Annotated in this window: 14 protein-coding genes and 1 pseudogene; 12 read left to right on the top strand and 3 right to left on the bottom strand. The window is 68.7% G+C overall.

The features are described from left to right. Position 1 precedes the first annotated feature (1 nt). Together DBV14_RS14660 and DBV14_RS14655 are read right to left on the bottom strand one after the other, a co-directional pair. Positions 2-1714: an IlvD/Edd family dehydratase gene (locus DBV14_RS14660; RefSeq protein ID WP_124459894.1), complete on the bottom strand. Its 1713-nt coding sequence runs from the start codon at positions 1712-1714 to the stop codon at positions 2-4. A gap of 315 nt (positions 1715-2029) precedes the next feature. Further along, positions 2030-2416 (bottom strand): STN domain-containing protein, encoded by a 387-nt coding sequence (locus tag DBV14_RS14655; RefSeq protein ID WP_124459893.1) that lies wholly within the window; start codon positions 2414-2416, stop codon positions 2030-2032. A gap of 221 nt (positions 2417-2637) precedes the next feature. Here DBV14_RS14655 and DBV14_RS14650 point away from each other — a divergent pair, with 221 nt between their 5' ends. The 12 genes and pseudogenes from DBV14_RS14650 to DBV14_RS33435 all read left to right on the top strand — a co-directional run bounded on the left by DBV14_RS14650 (position 2638) and on the right by DBV14_RS33435 (position 16241). Further along, positions 2638-3210 carry an RNA polymerase sigma factor gene (locus DBV14_RS14650; protein WP_260397034.1) on the top strand — a complete coding sequence of 191 codons (573 nt, stop codon included), beginning with the start codon at positions 2638-2640 and terminating at the stop codon, positions 3208-3210. Continuing rightward, entirely contained in the window at positions 3207-4277 is a 1071-nt protein-coding gene (locus tag DBV14_RS14645) for a FecR domain-containing protein (RefSeq protein ID WP_124459892.1), read from the top strand. The genes DBV14_RS14650 and DBV14_RS14645 overlap by 4 nt, the downstream gene beginning before the upstream one ends. Positions 4278-4346: 69 nt before the next feature. After that, a complete protein-coding gene (locus DBV14_RS14640; protein ID WP_124459891.1) occupies positions 4347-6878 on the top strand; it encodes a TonB-dependent receptor in 2532 nt (843 codons plus the stop codon). Position 6879: 1 nt separating this feature from the next. Continuing rightward, positions 6880-8343: an MFS transporter gene (locus DBV14_RS14635; protein ID WP_124459890.1), complete on the top strand. Its 1464-nt coding sequence runs from the start codon at positions 6880-6882 to the stop codon at positions 8341-8343. A 71-nt stretch (positions 8344-8414) separates the two neighbouring features. After that, a complete protein-coding gene (locus DBV14_RS14630; RefSeq protein ID WP_124459889.1) occupies positions 8415-10115 on the top strand; it encodes a serine hydrolase in 1701 nt (566 codons plus the stop codon). Further along, a pseudogene (locus tag DBV14_RS33890) lies at positions 10112-11527 on the top strand (M81 family metallopeptidase); the annotation flags it as partial. The gene DBV14_RS14630 and the pseudogene DBV14_RS33890, both read left to right, overlap by 4 nt. Before the next feature lie 93 nt (positions 11528-11620). Next, a complete protein-coding gene (locus DBV14_RS33885; protein WP_311732834.1) occupies positions 11621-12514 on the top strand; it encodes an alpha/beta hydrolase in 894 nt (297 codons plus the stop codon). Beyond that, positions 12511-13719 (top strand): alanine racemase, encoded by a 1209-nt coding sequence (locus DBV14_RS14620; RefSeq protein WP_124459887.1) that lies wholly within the window; start codon positions 12511-12513, stop codon positions 13717-13719. The genes DBV14_RS33885 and DBV14_RS14620 overlap by 4 nt, the downstream gene beginning before the upstream one ends. Positions 13720-13753: 34 nt before the next feature. Then, positions 13754-14665: a MotA/TolQ/ExbB proton channel family protein gene (locus DBV14_RS14615; RefSeq protein ID WP_124459886.1), complete on the top strand. Its 912-nt coding sequence runs from the start codon at positions 13754-13756 to the stop codon at positions 14663-14665. Positions 14666-14709: 44 nt separating this feature from the next. After that, positions 14710-15138, top strand: a complete 429-nt coding sequence (locus DBV14_RS14610) for a biopolymer transporter ExbD (RefSeq protein ID WP_124459885.1) — start codon at positions 14710-14712, stop codon at positions 15136-15138. 15 nt (positions 15139-15153) lie between these two features. Next, on the top strand, positions 15154-15588 hold the full coding sequence (locus DBV14_RS14605) for a biopolymer transporter ExbD (RefSeq protein WP_124459884.1): 435 nt from the start codon (positions 15154-15156) through the stop codon (positions 15586-15588). Continuing rightward, positions 15585-16241, top strand: a complete 657-nt coding sequence (locus tag DBV14_RS33435; RefSeq protein ID WP_185546022.1) for an energy transducer TonB — start codon at positions 15585-15587, stop codon at positions 16239-16241. The genes DBV14_RS14605 and DBV14_RS33435 overlap by 4 nt, the downstream gene beginning before the upstream one ends. Before the next feature lie 31 nt (positions 16242-16272). Here the strand turns inward: DBV14_RS33435 and DBV14_RS14595 are convergent, their stop codons facing one another. Beyond that, positions 16273-16671 carry a YbaN family protein gene (locus tag DBV14_RS14595; protein ID WP_260397033.1) on the bottom strand — a complete coding sequence of 133 codons (399 nt, stop codon included), beginning with the start codon at positions 16669-16671 and terminating at the stop codon, positions 16273-16275. Between the last annotated feature and the right edge of the window lie 110 nt (positions 16672-16781).

Below are 16781 nucleotides of genomic sequence, written 5' to 3'. Positions count from 1 at the left end.
CTCAGTGGCTTTCGCGAGGAATGGCGTGGCCCCGGCAACCGATCAGGAAGTCGAGGTCCGCGCCGCGGTCGGCCTGAATGACGCGCTCGACATACAGGCTCTGGTAGCCGCCCTTCATGGCCGGCACCGGTGCCACCCAGGCGGCGCGGCGCTCGGCCAGCTCGGCATCGCTCACGTCAAGGTGCAGGCGCCTGGCCTCGACGTCGAGTTCGATCATGTCGCCGTTGCGCACCAGCGCCAGCGGGCCGCCCACCGCGGCTTCGGGTGCGACGTGCAGCACCACGGTTCCATACGCGGTGCCCGACATGCGGGCATCGGAGATGCGGATCATGTCGCGCACACCCTGCTGCAGCAGCTTTTGCGGGAGCGCCATGTTGCCGACCTCGGCCATGCCGGGGTAGCCCTTGGGGCCGCAGTTCTTCAGCACCATGATGCAGTGCGCGTCGATTTCCAGCGCGGGGTCGTCGATGACGGCCTTGTAGTGGTCGATGTCCTCGAACACCACCGCGCGGCCGCGGTGCTTCATGAGCCCCGGCGAGGCGGCCGAGGGTTTCAGGATCGCGCCATCGGGCGCGAGGTTGCCGCGCAGCACGGCCATGCCGCCTTGCGGCGTCAGCGCCTTGTCGCGCGGGCGGATCACTTCGGTGTCGTGGTTGCGCGCGTCGGCGATGTTCTCGCGAACCGGCTTGCCGGTGACCGTCAGCGCGTCGAGGTCGAGCAGGTCGGCCATCTCTTTCATGACCGCGGGAATGCCGCCGGCGTAGCAGAAGTCTTCCATCAGGAAACGGCCCGAAGGCATCAGGTCCACGATGGTCGGTACGTCGCGGCCGAAACGGTCCCAGTCGTCCAGCGTCAGTGGCGTGCCGATGCGGCCCGCGATGGCCAGCAGGTGCACCACCGCGTTGGTCGATCCGCCGATGGCGCCGTTGACGCGGATGGCGTTGATGAACGCCTCTTTCCTGAGGATGGCCGAGAGCCGCAGGTCTTCGTTGACCATCTCGACGATGCGCCGGCCGGTCATGCGGGCGAGGCGGTTGCGGTGCGCATCGACCGCCGGGTAGGCGGCATTGCCGGGCAGCGCGATGCCCAGGGCTTCGACCATCGACGCCATCGTGGAGGCCGTGCCCATGGTCATGCAGCTTCCCGGCGAGCGCGACATCGCGCTTTCGGCATCGGCGAAATCCTGCGCGCTCATGACGCCGGCACGCACGTCTTCGGAAAACTTCCACACGTCGGTGCCCGAGCCGATGGTGCGGCCCTGGAAGCGGCCGTTGAGCATCGGCCCGCCGGAGATGACGATGGAGGGCAGGTCGCACGAGGCCGCGCCCATGACGAGCGAGGGCGTGGTCTTGTCGCAGCCGGCCATCAGCACCACGCCGTCCATCGGGTTGCCGCGAATGGCTTCTTCCACATCCATCGACGCCAGGTTGCGAAACAGCATCGCGGTCGGGCGCAGGTTGGATTCGCCGCACGAGAACACCGGAAACTCCAGCGGCAACCCGCCCGCTTCCAAGACGCCGGCCTTGATGTGCTCGACCAGGCCGCGGAAATGCGCGTTGCAGGGCGTGAATTCGGAGAAGGTGTTGCAGATGCCGATCACCGGCCGCCCGTCGAAGGCATCGTCCGGCAGGCCGTTGTTCTTCATCCAGCTTCGATGGATGAAGGCGTCCTTGCCCATGCCACCGAACCAGTGCTGCGATCGTCTTTTCTTCACTCGCTCTTGCTCCAAAACATTCCGGAAAACGGCAGCGTGGGGCTGTCGTTGATAAGTAATATTATCGGAGTTATTGAGCGAACAAGCCTAGGGAATCACCGGATACGGCGGCTGGCGATCTTCGCGATGAACCACGTTGCGCCGCATCGCGCCGTGGTGGCGCGTGCTCCTGAAGTCACTGCTTTGGCGCGCTTGCGATAGCGGCGAGCGCAACGCCGGTTCTTAGAATTTTCCGTGTACGACGCGTGAGGGCAGAGGCACCGGGTACTGGTTCAGCAATTCCAAGCAACCCGGTGTGCAGACATGTCTATCGCCTCAGCGCCTCTTGTCCGTTGTCGCGGGCGCGGCCATCGCTTCCGGCGCGGGTGGGGCGATGAGCACCATGGCCCCGTCCTGCCCGCGGCGGATGCGCAGGCGCGTGCCGTCCAGCAGGCGGTCGAGCGCCGCATCGGGCGTGATCTTTCCCTTGACGCCCCGCGTCGACAGGTCCTGCACGTCTTCGACCTTGTAGATCAGCTGCACGCCCGACTGCGCAATGAAGGCGTCGAGCGCGGGCTTCAGCTCGCCGCTTCGCACGTCGAACTCGCGGGCATGGGCGCATGCCAGTCCCATCATCCATGCGCATGCCGCGCCGACGACGATGCGCCGGCCGATGATCCCTGAGCGGAGGGTGGGGTTCTTCTGCCTCCCGATTCGATTCATGTAAGTGTGTTTCCAGCGAGAAGGGTGTTCTTGTTACCCCAGTGAGACGAGCGCGGCTGCGCTTTCCGGTAACAGGGCTGCCCCATTTCAGTGCCGCTGGGCATTTCTCGTGCTTTTTACGGTGCACGTTCCCGGAAATCTTCTGGCCGTTCGTCTCACTGTCTGTCGCCAATCCCGGCGACGCGATGCCACCCCCATCCGGCCATTCCCAGGAGCGCTCTTTGGTTCTCAGTGACTTGGACAACTGGTTCGTCAGCGAAGTGCTGCCGATGGAGGCTGCGCTCACGCGCTTTCTTCGCCGCAACTGGCGCGACGAAGCAGAAATACCCGACCTGCGCCAGGACGTCTACATGCGCATCTATGAATCAGCGGCCAAGGCCGTGCCCGAGCTGGTGAAACCCTTCGTCTTCGCCACGGCGCGCAACCTGCTGATCGACCGCGCGCGGCGAGCGCAGATCGTGTCGATCGAGATCATTGCGGATCTCGATGCGCTCGATTTTTCGGCGGACGAGCTGACGCCCGAGCGCCATGCCTCCGGGCGCGGCGAGCTGCGGCTGCTGCAGACGGCGCTCGACGCCCTGCCATCGAAGTGCCGCCGCGTGGTGGAGATGCGCAAGATCGACGGCCTGTCGCAACGCGAGGTCGCCACGCAGCTGGGCATTACCGAAGACACGGTCGAGCGCCAGGTGTCGCGCGGCGTGCGGGCGCTGGCGGACGCGCTGCTCTCTGGTGGCGTGCAGCTGCACACCAAGGCCTTCGGCCGGGCACAGAACGAAAAGAGGCTTTCACCATGACTGAAGCCGAACGCATCGAATCCGCCGCCGCCGACTGGCTGGCGCGCCAGGACAGTGGCGCATGGACCGAGGCCGACCAGCAGAAGCTGGACGCCTGGATTGCCGAATCGATCGCGCACCGCGTGGCATGGCTGCGGCTGTCGAGCGTCTGGCAGCGCGGCGACCGACTGAGCGTGCTGCGCCCGCCGCCGGCGCAGGTGACGTCGCCCGCGACCACGCCGACCACGCCGACCTTGCCGGCCTCGGTGCCGATTCCCCTGCGCATTCCGCTCCCCGAATCGCGGCCAAGGCCCAAGCCCAAGGCGAGCGCCGTGCGCTGGCTGCCGCGCTTCTCGGTGCAGCGCGTCGCGGCCGGCATGCTGGTGGTGGCCGCCAGTTGCAGCTGGCTCGGCTGGCGCTACACGCAGGACTGGCAGAGCGCGCACTACGCCACCGTGGTGGGCGCGCGCCAGTCGGTCGCGCTGGCCGATGGCTCCGTGCTCACGCTGAACACGGCGACCCACGTTCGCGCGCTGGTGAACGAGAGCGGGCGCAAGGTGTGGCTCGACGATGGCGAGGCCTACTTCGACATCGCGCACGACAAGCAGCATCCGTTCGTGGTGATTGCCGGCGACCGCCGCATCACCGTGCTGGGCACGCGCTTCCTGGTACGCCGCCAGGGCGACCAGGTCAACGTGACGGTGGAAGAAGGGCGCGTGCAGATCGCCTCGTCCTCCGGGCAGGGCGTGAAGAGCGGCGAGCAGCCCACCGTGCTCACGCGCAACCAGGCGGCGGTGGCCAGTGCCAGCAGCGTGCTGGTGATGTCGAAGGCGCCCAAGCAGATCGACGACGAACTGAGCTGGCGCCAAGGCCGCCTGGTGTTCGACCAGACGACGCTGGGCGACGCGGCCGCGCAGTTCAATCGCTACAACACGCGCAAGCTGGTGATTGCCGACAAGGCCATCGCGGGCATTCGCATCGGCGGCAGCTTCGATGCCAACAACATGAGCGGCTTCGTGGCCTTGCTCAAGCAGGGCTTCGGCCTCGCGGCCCACGAAAGCGACAACGAAACAAGGATTTCGAACTAGCTTATTACCGGAATGTGACGGGGCATTCGTCTCAGTGAGTACCCAAACAACTACACGCTGGAGACACCCATGAATCGAGTCGCGAAAAGCCCCGGTCCGTTGCCCACGAAGAAGATGCGCAAGAAAAAATGGGATGCCATGCGGCCCTGGGTCATCGGTGGCACGTGGGCATTGGTGGGCGGCTTGTCGGTGCAGGTTCATGCGCAGGTTCCGGCGCAGCAGCAACAACAGCCGCAGAGCTTCGACGTCGGCGGTGGCGACCTGAAGACCGCGCTCGATGCCTACATCGCGCAGGGCGGCGTGCAGTTGCTCTACAAGGTCGACGACGTGAAGGGTGTCGCCACGCGCGGCGTGAAGGGCGCGCTGTCGCCGCAAGAGGCGCTGTCGCGCCTGCTCGAAGGCACGCCGCTGCTCACGCGCCGCGGCGACGACGGGGCCATCGTCATCTATGCGGCCGCGCCCGCAGCTGCCGTGGCAAGGCCATCGACCGAAGAGCCGCAGTCGCTCGACAGCGTGACCGTCACGGCCACGCGCCGCCGCGAGCCGATCCGCGAAGTGCCGATGCAGGTCAACGTGATGAAGGCCGAGACGCTGGAGCGCGCCGGTGCCAAGAACCTGGCCGACTACGTGGCCGAGCAGCCGGGCGTGAACCTCACGAGCAGCGGCAGCGTGGGCGGCATCCTCACCATGCGCGGGCTGACCACCGGCCCGGTGCAGGGCATTGCCACCGTCGGCGTGTATGTCGACGACGTGGCCACGGGCCTGAGCTCGGCCGGCGCGCTTTCCGGCTTCACGCCGCTGGACATGGGCATGCTCGACCTGAACCACATCGAGGTGCTGCGCGGCCCGCAGGGCACGCTGTATGGCGCCGGCGCCATGAGCGGCGTGCTCAAGTACGTGACCAACCAGCCCGACACCATGGAGTTCGCGGGCTCGGTGAAATTCGGCACCTCGTGGACCCAGGGCGGCGGCCCGGGCTTCACGGTCAATACGGTGCTCAACGTGCCGATCAAGGAAGACGTGGCGGCCGTGCGCATCGCCGCCTTCACCGACCAGCTGGGCGGCAGCTACGACGCCACCGGTCTTGGCCGCGGCCGCAACATCGACCGCGGCCACACCGACGGCGGCCGCGTCTCGCTGCTGGTGACGCCCACGCGCGAACTCACGGTGCGCCTCACGGGCATGGTGCAGGACGTGAACCGCAAGGGCCTGGGCTTCGAGGACATCGACAAGCGCACCCTGCGCCCGTGGACCCTCGACCGTACGCGCCAACTGGCCGGCACCGAGCCCTACCGCAACCACTCGCAGCTGTTCGGCCTGGACGTGGAGTACGACTTCGGCTGGGCACGGCTGAACTCGATCACCTCCGCGCAAGACGTGAAGATCAACAACTCGGTCGACCTCACCGCCCTCTACGGTCCGGCGCTGGCCGCGATGCGCCTGTCGGCCGCCTCGGCGCCGCTGGCCAGCACGGTGGAGCAGCACCGCGTGAGCCAGGAATTTCGCCTGACCTCGCGCTCGGGCACCACCATCGAGTGGCTGGCCGGCCTCTACCTGAACCGCGAACGCGGCGCCAACGACGGCACCCTCAGTGCGAACCTGAACGGCGGACTGGGCAGCAAGACCTTCCTGACATCGACGCAGTTCTCGCGCTACCGCGAAGAGGCGCTCTATGGCGACGTGACCTGGAACGTGAGCCCCGCGCTGTCGTTCACAGGTGGCGTGCGGCTGGCGCGCAACAACCAGCGCTACGGCAGCAAGCAGTCGGGCACGCTGGTCGGCCCGGTCGATGCCAACGCCTCCGGCACTTCGTCGGAAAGCCCCACCACCTACCTTGCCGCGGCCAAGTACACGCTGTCGGACACCAGCAACCTGTACTTCCGCGCGGCGAGCGGCTACCGCCCCGGCGGCCCGAACGTGCTGAAGGCCGACACCGACCGCAAGATCGTGCAGCCGATGTACAAGTCCGATTCGCTGTGGAGCTACGAGCTGGGCTACAAGGCCGACCTGCTGGACCGCAAGCTGTCGCTGGAGGCCGCGCTGTACGACATCGAATGGCGCGACGTGCAGCAGCCCACGAAGAGCGGCGGCTTCGTCTTCGTCACCAACGCCGGCGGCGCGCGCATCAAGGGCGGCGAACTCACGCTCAACTACAAGCCGAACAAGGCATGGCGCTTCACCGCCAATGCCGCGGCCATCGATGCGCGCCTGACCGAAGACGCGAAGGGCCTGGACGCCAAGGCAGGCACCCGCCTGCCGCAGACGCCGCGCTTTGCCACCACGCTGGGCGTGACGCACAACTTCAGCATCGCCGACCACCCGGCGTACTTCGGCGTCAGCGCGCGCTACACCGGCAAGCGCGATGCGGGCTATCGCGGCAGTTCGACCATTCCGAGCATCAAGATGCCGGCCTTCACGCTGATCGACCTGCAGGCGGGCATCGACTTCCCGCGCTTCAGCCTCTCGGCCTATGTGCGCAACCTGGCCAACAAGCGCGGCATTCTGTCGATCGACACCGGCCTGGCGGCAAACCCGAACCTGGTGCAGGCCGCGCTGGCACCCTCGCGCACCATTGGCCTGAGCGTCAACGTTCCGTTCTGAGATGTCGAGCATCACGCCACTGGCGGCCGCGGTGCCGCCGGACAACACGAGCCTTGCCGCGTCCGTCGCGTCCGTCGCGCCCGTCACCGTGCGCAAGGCGCCGACCAGCGCCTGGTATGCGCTGGCGGTGCTGGTCATCGCGACGGTGCTGGGTTCGATCGACAAGGTCATCCTCACGCTGCTGACGGAGCCGATGCGCATTGCGCTGTCGCTCTCCGACACGCAACTGGGCCTGCTGCAGGGCGCGGGCATCGTGCTGTTCACCGGCATCGCCACGCTGCCCCTGGGCTGGCTCAGCGACCGCTACGACCGGCGCGTGGTGCTGGCCGCCTGCGTGGTGCTGTGGAGTGCCGCCACCGCCATGCGCGGCACCGCCATGGACTACGGCGTGCTGTTCATCGCGTCCATCGGCCTGGGTGTGGGCGAGGCGGGCCTGGGGCCCATCACCAACAGCATGATCCCCGACCTGTTCCCGCGCGCGCAGCGGGTGCTGGCCAATGCGGTGTTCGCGCTGTCGGCCATTTTCGGCAGCGCGCTGGGCGCCTTGCTGGGCGGCACCGTCGTTCACCTGACGGAAGACCTGCGGCCGTTCCTGCCCGCGTCGATGCAGCAGATGGAGGCATGGCGCCTGACCTTCTTCGTGATGGCCTCCGCCGGCGTGCCGGTGGCGCTGCTGGTGCTGTCGATCCGCAGGACCCGGCGCGGGGGCGCGCTGCAGGATGAAGCTGCAGCCGTGCCGGCTGTTCCGGCGGTTTCGGCAGCACCCGATGCCGCACCCGCCGTGCATGCCGTCGAAGCGGACGACGCGGCCAGCAACATCAGCTTCCGCGACCACATACGCGAGCACTGGCGCACCTTCGCCGGGCTGGTGGTCGGCGCGGGCCTGGCGAGCATCGGCATGAGCTCGATCGGCACCTGGCTGCCGATCATGGCGGCGCGCGAATACGGCGTCACGCCGGCGCAGATGGGGCAGGGCATGGGCATTGCCTTTCTCACCGGCACGGTGGTCGGCGGCTTGCTGGGCGTGGCGGCAATGCGCTACGTGCAGCCGCGCATGGGCCCGGCCGCGGCGCTGCGCATCATCATGCTGGGCAACCTCACGGCCGCGCTGCTGTCGTCGCTGCTGCTCTTCACGCGCTCGGCGACCGATGCGTTCGCGCTGCTGGCGCTGCTGGTCGTGCCGCTCATCAGCGGCGCGGTGCTGCTGCCCAACGTGCTGCAGGACGCCGCGCCGCCGCACCTGCGCGCCCGCACCATCGCGCTGCTGTCCGTGGCCGGCCTGCCGTTCGGCGTGCTGGGGCCGCTGGTGGTCGGCATGTTGTCGGACGCCCTCAAGTCGGTGCCCAACGGGCTGGCGGTGGCCATCGTCGCCACGACGCTGATCGGCGGCGTCATGGGCGCCATGGTGCTGCGCGCCACCGAAGGCCCGTTCGTGCGCCTGATGCGCGCGGCGCGGCCCACCTGACGCCATCTGGTCCCACCTCGTCCTACCCGGTTTTTCTCTTCGTTCCTTCCACACCCCTTCGTTGTCCTTTCATGTCGCAACAACCCTCGCCTTCATTGCCTGAAACCCCTTCATCGCCCAGCGCCGCGGAGATGGCCGCGCTGGCCGCCATCGACGCGCTGGTGGCACCCTTCAACCGCGGCGACGCACCCGGCCTGGTCATCGGCATCGCGCGCAACGGCCGCCTGCTGTACCGGCGCGCCGTCGGCATGGCCAACCTGGAGATGGGCGTGGCCCTCACGCCGACCACGCGCATGCGCATCGCCTCCACCAGCAAGCACTTCACGGCAATGGCCGTGCTGCTGCTGGCCGAAGACGGGCTGCTGAGCGTGGACGACGCGGTGCAAAAGTACCTGCCCGAGCTGCCGCAACTGAGCGCCAACGGCCCCACGCTGCGCCACCTGCTCACCCACACCAGCGGCTGGCGCGGCCACGACGAGCTGTGGGCCATTGCGCACGGCCTCACGTTCACGCATCCCGGTCCGGGGCTGCCCGCCATGGCGCGCCAGAGCGAGCTGAACTTCGAGCCCGGCACGCACATGGTCTACAGCAACGGCGGCTATTTCCTGCTGGCGAAGATCGTCGAGCGCGTGAGCGGAAAGAGCTTCAACGACTTCCTGAAGACGCGCCTGTTCGGGCCGCTGGGCATGCCCGACACCGCATCGGTGGCGACCGACCTCGACGTGGTTCCCGGCCTGGCCGGCCTCTACGTGCCGGCGATCGGCGGCGGCGGATGGCAACGCGGCATGTACCCGTGCGAACTCGACGGCGGCGGCTCGCTGGTGTCGACGCTGGACGACATGCTGCGCTGGCAGGCGCACATGCGCAGCAGCGAAAAGACCGTGGGCAGCGCCAAGAGCTGGGCCCTGCTGTCCGAACCCACCACGCTGTCTTCAGGCTCGAAGGTGACCTACGGTTTCGGGCTGGCGCGCCACCCCTACCGCGGCGTCGAAATCGTTCATCACGCGGGCGCGGTGCTCGGCGCCCAGTCGCAGATGCTCAGCGTGCCGGCCCATGGGCTGGACATCATCGTCATGGTGAACGGTGCCGCCGTGGCGCCTTCGCCGCTGGCCCTCAAGGTGGTCGAGCTGCTGCTGGGCGATGTGCTCCAGCCGCCCGAAGTGCGTCCGCAGGCCAGTGCCTTCCCTTCGCTGGTGGGCCACAACTACCATGCGCCGTCCACCGGCAGCGTGATCGGTTTTTCCGCCGACGCCGCGGGCCGGCTGTGCATGTCGTGGCAGGCCTCGGGCGGCAAGCCCATGCACCAGGGCGACGGCAAGCTGTGGCTGGGCCTGCAGGACCTGCCGGTGAACGACCTCGTGCTCGACGCCGGCGACATCGATCCGCAGCGCGCACCCGACACGCTGGTGCTGCACGAAGGCGGGCAGCCGCGCCGCTTCGAGCGCCTCGATCCGGCGGTGCCCGATGCCGCGTCGCTGGCCGAACAGCTGTGCGGCGACTACACCAGCGCCGACCTCGACGCGACCGGGCGGATGACGCTGGTCGACGGCACGCTGCTGTTCACGGTGCAGGGCCGCCACGGCCAGCACGCCTGCGCGCTGACGCCGCTGTCGGCCGACGTGATGACGCTCGTCTCGACCGATCCGGTGCTGAGCCAGATGGGCAAGTCGATTCTCAACGTGGAGCGCAAGGCGGGCCGGGTCGTCGGACTGCGGATGGACACCCTGCGCACCCGGAACATTCACTTCGCACGCCAGGAGCAACGCGCATGAAATTCTTCACCACACTCTTCGCCACCGAGACCAACACCTTCGTCTCCGCCCCCACGGGGCTTGGCAGCTTCGAGGAATACGGCATCTTCCACGGCGACTCCAGCACGCGCGATGCATCCGGCTACGGCATGTTCGCGGTGGAGCTGCGCAAGCAGCTGGCCGAAGAGGGCCACGAGATGGTCGAGAGCCTGCTGGCCTTCGCGCAGCCGCTGGGGCGCACCGTGCGCCCGGTGTACGAGCGCCTGCGCGACGAGATCCTGGCCGACCTGCGCGATGCCGGCCCGGTGGACGGCGTGCTGCTGGTGCTGCACGGCGCCATGGTGGCCGACGGCTACGACGACTGCGAAGGCGACCTGATCTCGCGCGTGCGCGCCATCGTCGGCCCGAAGGTGCCCGTCGGCGTGTCGCTCGACCTGCATTGCCACTTCACGCAGCAGATGCTCACCGAGTCGGACGTCATCATTTGCTACAAGGAATATCCGCACACCGACGCGCTCGACCGTCTGCGCGAGCTGACCCGCATCGTGGTGGACACCGCGCAAGGCCGCGTGCAGCCCGTCACGGCCGTGCACGACTGCCGCATGGTGGGCAAGTGGCACACCACGCGCGAACCGATGGCCGGTTTCGTGCGCCGCATGGAAGCCTGCGAGAAGCTGCCCGGCGTGCTGTCGGTGTCGCTGGGCCATGGCTTTCCGTGGGCCGACGTGCCCGAGTCGGGCGCCAAGCTGTGGGTGGTGACCGACAACGACCCCGCGCTGGCCGCCAAGCTCGCCGATGAACTGGGCCGCGAGTTCTGGGACCTGCGCCACAAGACCGGCGTGCCTTCGCTCTCCATCGACGAAACGCTGGAACAGGCCATGGCCACGGTGGGCGGCCCGGTGGTCATTGCCGACACGGCCGACAACCCCGGCGGCGGCGCCACCAGCGACAGCACCTTCGTGCTGCGCGCCATCGTCGAGCGCGGCATTGCCGACGTGGCCTTCGGCGGCGTCTGGGACCTGGGCGCGGTGCAACTGTGCCGCGACGCGGGCGTCGGCGCCAGCTTCGAGCTGCGGCTGGGCGGCAAGTGCGGCCCGGCCTCGGGCGACCCCATCGACCTGCACGTGACCGTCAAGGCCGTGGCGGACGCGCATTCGCAGCGCGGCCTCGTGCCCGGCAACCACACGCCCATGGGCCCCTGCGTGTGGGTGCAGGCGGCGAACGGCGTGGACATCGTGCTCATCAGCAAGCGCAACCAGGTCATCGGCAGCGACCTGTTCACCGGCCTGGGCATCGACCTGGCGGCCAAGAAGCTGGTGGTGGTGAAGTCGGCGCAGCACTTCCATGCGGAGTTCGGCCCCATCGCCAAGTCGGTGCTCTACGTGTCGACGCCGGCTGCATTGAGCACCGACTTCGCCAACCTGCCGTACCGCGTGCGCGACCTCGACTACTGGCCGCGCGTGGAAGAGCCAAAGCGCGCCGCGAGTGCGGCGTCGTCGCTTTCACCGGAGCTGGACGGGCGCGGGATGCCCGCGCCGGGCGAGCTGTACACCGTCGACGGACGCAAGATGCATCTGCAGCGCAGCGGCCCCGCGCCGGCCGACGCATCGCAGCCCACGGTGGTGATCGAAGCCGGTGGCGGCTGCGCCTCGCCGACCTACGCGCGGCTGCAGCAGGCGCTGTCGGCCAAGTACCCGGTGATCAGCTACGACCGCGCCGGCATGGGCTGGAGCGAGGCCGACGACGTGCCCTTCGACGGAAAGCGCAACGCGCAGACGCTGCATGCATTGCTGGCCGCGGCCGGCGTGACCGGCCCCATCGTGCTGGTCGGCCACTCGCTCGGCGGCCTGCTGAACCGCATCTACACCGGCCTGTACCCGGCGCAGGTGGCCGGTGTCGTGATGCTCGATTCGAGCCACCCGGAGCAGTTCGAAGTGTTCCAGGGCCTGTCGCCCGAAGTGCTGGCGCCCGAGCGCGCCAAGCGTGCCGCGTTCCAGGCCGGTGGCTCGCCGCCGCCGGAGTTCGCGCCGGTGCAGGCCCTCTTCGCGGACATGCCCCATGTGCTGCGGCAGATGGCTGCCAACTACACGCCGGAGAGCGTCGACACCATCCTGAAGGAGCACGTGGGCCTTCCGAACGTCGCCCGGCAGGCCGGCGCATCGCCGGACCTGGGCGCCCGTCCGCTGTCGGTGCTGTCGGCCACGGTCATGCAGAAGCTGCCGCCCGGCGCCGAGGAAGCGGCCGAAGTGCAACGGCACTGGCCCGAGTACCAGCAGTCGCATGCGGCGCTGTCGACGCGAAGCCGCCTGCACCGCGTCGAAGGCGCGGAGCACATGACGCTGGTGCTGCTGCCGCCTTTCGTGAGCCGCATTGCCGAAGAGGTCGATTGGCTCATGGCGGAGCTCGGACGCACGCGATGACGCCACTCGCACACACGGCGCTGGCCGAGATGACCACGCCCGCGCTGCTGCTCGACAGCACGGTTCTCGAACGCAACTGCGAAGCGATGGCGCGGCGCGCGGCGCGGCACGGCGTGGCGCTGCGCCCGCACCTGAAGACGTCGAAGTCGGCCGAGGTGGCGCGCCTTGCCACGCGCGGGCACAGCGGCGCGATCACGGTGTCGACCGTGGCCGAGGCCGACTACTTCGCGCGGCACGGCTTCCTGGACCTGACCTATGCGGTGGGCATCGGCGCGGGAAAGATCGATGCGCTGCATCGCATCCAGCGGACCCACGGCGCCCGCATCACGCTGCTGGCCGACCGCGTCGAAGCAGTGCGGGCCGCGGCGGAACGCGCCCGCGCCATCGGAGCGCGCTTCAGCCTGCTGATCGAGGTCGACACCGGCGGTGGCCGCGGCGGCATCGCACCCGATGACGACGCAGCGCTGCTGGCCATGGCGGGCGAAGTGCAGCGCAGCGGCGTGCTGTCGCTGGCCGGCGTGCTCACGCATGCGGGCCACAGCTACCACGCCGAGGGGCTGGCGGCGATCCGCGCCATTGCCGAAGCAGAGCGTGCCGGCGCGGTGCGTGCGGCCGAATGCCTGCGCGCGGCCGGCTTCACGGTGGACACCGTCAGCGTGGGCGCCACGCCGACCGCGGTGTGCGCCGAGCGGCTCGACGGTGTGACCGAAATGCGCCCCGGCGTCTACACCTTCTTCGACCTGGACCAGGCCGCGCGCGGCATCTGCACCATGGACGACATCGCGCTGTCGGTGCTGGCCACGGTGATCGGCCACAACCCGCGCTCGCGCCGCGTGCTCATCGACGCCGGCGCGCTCGCGCTGTCGAAGGACGAATCCGCGGCGGAGTTTCGCGACGGGCTCGGCTTCGGGCTGGTCTGCCCGGTGGACGGCACGGCGCCATTGGCCGGGTTGCGCGTGGCCGAGCTGCACCAGGAGCACGGGCTGATCGCCTGCGATGGCAACAGCAACGGAAGCGACGGCGACAGCGACAGCGCCATGTTCGAAGCACTGCCCATCGGCAGCCGCGTGCGCATCCTGCCGCACCACGCCTGCATGACCGCGGCGCCCTACGACCGCTACCACGTCGTGCGCGGCACCGGCGCCAGCGTGCACGCCGTCTGGGGCAAGGCCCACGGCTGGCACGTGGCCGGCCCCGGCGCCTGACGCGCGCCACGTTCAGTTTTTTTTGGAGACACTCATGATGAAGACCTTTTTCGCGAAGCTGACGGCCGCGGCAGCCCCGTTCGTTCTGGCGCTTTCCCTGTCCGCCGCGATGCCGCACGCCGCCAATGCGCAGGCCACGCCCGCACCGTCGCCGACCGGCGCACCGGTGGCGGAGACCGCCGGCAACGGCGCTGCAGCCCAGATGGCCCCGGTGGCCCCGGCAGCCGTTGCCACGGCAGCGCCCGCACCGGTTGCACCGGCCGCCATGCCCGCCGCCGCGACGAAGGTCGACAACCCCTACGGCATCGGCGCGCTCTGGGCGCAGAGCGACCTGGTGGCCAAGGCCGTGCTGGCCATCCTGGCGATCATGTCGATGGGCAGCTGGTACGTGATCGTCACCAAGCTGCTCGAGCAGATGCGCATGGGCCGCCAGGCCCGCGAGGTCGACAACGAGTTCTGGAACGAGAGAACCGTGCAGGCCGGCACCGCGAAGCTCGCCGAAGGCAGCCCGTTCCGCTTCATCGCCGACGCCGGCGTGCATGCCACCAAGAAGCACGACGGCCTGCGCGGCAAGGTGGACTTCGCGGACTTCGTGGACCTGTGCATCCACCGCGCCACCGAGCGCGTGCAGCGGCGCCTGAGCAACGGCATGTCGCTGCTGGCCACCGTGGGTTCCACCGCGCCGTTCGTGGGCCTGTTCGGCACCGTCTGGGGCATCTACCACGCGCTCACCGCCATCGGCATTGCCGGCCAGGCGTCGATCGACAAGGTGGCCGGCCCGGTGGGCGAGTCGCTCATCATGACCGCCATCGGCCTGGCCGTGGCCGTGCCCGCGGTGCTGGGCTACAACTGGCTCCTGCGCCGCAACATCACCGTGATGGACGACGTGCGCGAATTCAGCGGCGAGCTGCACTCCGTGATCCTGGCCGGCAGCGCCGCGGCCTGATGCCCGCGTGACCGAATGACCGCATTGAACCGGGCCACGACACCATGGCGATGAACATTCCATCCGCCGGGGGCGACGAGGAGCAGGTCATTGCCGCCATCAACACCACGCCGCTGGTCGACGTGATGCTGGTGCTGCTGATCATCTTCCTCATCACCATTCCGGTGGTCAATTACTCGGTGCCGGTGGAGGTGCCGAAAGAGCGCAACGAGGTGCGCGAGAGCAAGCCCGACACCGTCGTGCTGTCGGTCGATTCGTCGGGCCGCATCTACTGGTACGACACGCCCGTGCGCGACGTCAACAGCCTGGCCGAAAAGCTCAAGAAGGTGGCCGCGCTCACGCCGCAACCCGAGGTGCACATCCGCGGCGACTGGCACTCCGACTACGAGCCGGTGGGCAAGATCATCTTCGCGTGCCAGTCCGCCGGCATTGCCAAGGTGGGCTTCATCACCGAGCCGCCCGCGCGCAACTGAGGAGAAGGCACAGCCATGCGAAAAGAAAAGCAGGGGCGCCGCAGCGGCACCCCGTCCGATGAACCGATGATGGACATCAACACCACGCCGCTGATCGACGTGATGCTGGTGCTGCTGATCATGCTGATCATCACCATTCCGATCCAGTTGCACTCGGTGAACCTGAACATGCCCACGGGCAACCCGCCGCCGAGCGACATCAAGCCCGAGGTGCTGCGCGTGGACATCGACGAGCGCAGCACGGTGCTGTGGAACGGCGAGGCCGTGGCCGACATCGCGGAGGTCGAGCGGCGCTTCGAGCAGGTGGCCGCGCAACCGGTGCAGCCCGAAGTGCACCTGCGCCCCGACAAGCACGCAAAGTACAACGTGGTGGCCGGCGTGATGGCGTCGGCGCAGCGCTCGGGGCTGACCAAGCTGGGCATCATGGGTTCGGAGCAGTTCATCCCATGAGCCGCGCCAACGACTTCGACCCCAAGTCCCGCTTCGGCCCGATCGGCATCGGCGTGATGATCCTGTTCCACCTGCTGGTCGGCTACGCGCTGGTGTCGGGCCTGGCCCGCAAGGCCGTGGAGATGATCAAGAAGCCGATGGACGCGACCATCATTGCCGAGATCAAGCTGCCTCCGCCGCCTCCACCTCCGCCCCCGCCTCCACCGAAGAAGATCGTCAAGCTGGAAACGCCCAAGGCGCCGCCGCCACCGCGGCCGGCCTACGTGCCGCCCCCGGCCGTGACGCCGCCCGCGACCACGGCGCCGACCATCACCGCGGTGCAGAGCACCGAGCCCGTGGCGCCGCCGCCGGCCGCACCGCCCGCGCCTCCCGCGCCACCGGCACCGCCGAAGGCGACCTCCACCGACATCGCGGTGGCCTGCCCCAAGCAGGTCAAGCCCGAGATGCCGCGCAAGGCGCTGGACGAAGGCATCGGCGGCGTGGTCAAGGCCGAGGTGCGCATCAAGGGCGGCCACGTGACGGAGGTGCGCTTCCTGTCGGGCCCGCGCGTGTACCAATCGGCCGTGCGCTCGGCGGTGATGCGCTACGAGTGCATCACCACGGGCGACGTGGAGGTGCTGGCCACGCAGGAGTTCGTCTTCAGGATCGAGTGACGGCGGGTAAACAAGCCGGCGTGCGCGACCTTCAGGGCTGCGGTGGTGGCACCGGCCGCGACCACAGCCATGCCAGCACCACGGCCATGCAGCCGATGGCCAGCGCGGCGAGCCACCACTTGTGGGCGGTCAGCGAAACGATGACGGCGCAGGCGGCCATGGTGATGGTGGCGCTCCACTTGGCGCGGCGGCTCACGGTGCGGCCGTTCTGCCAGTTGAGCAGCAGCGGCCCGAAGAGGCGGTGGCCGAGCAGCCAGTTGTGCAGGCGCGGCGAGCTGCGCGCGGCGGCCCATGCGGCCAGCAAAATGAACACGGTCGTCGGCATGCCGGGCACGACGACGCCGATGAGGCCCAGCACGAGGCACAGCACGGCAAAGCAGTACAGCAGGGCGCGCACGAGCACGGACGGAGACTTGGGACCTGGGTTCAACTGAGCACTCTCGGGGATTCGGACCGTTGCGATGGGCCATCGCGTCGAGCCCATCCGGTTGCCATTCTCCACGGGTGCAGGGTTCGGGGGCGGGGTCATTCTTTGGCTTG

Source organism: Variovorax sp. KBW07 (assembly GCF_003852515.1).
GTDB lineage: Bacteria > Pseudomonadota > Gammaproteobacteria > Burkholderiales > Burkholderiaceae_C > Variovorax.
The sequence above is the reverse complement of the archived record's forward strand: the minus strand, read 5'-3'. Positions and strand labels throughout refer to the sequence as shown.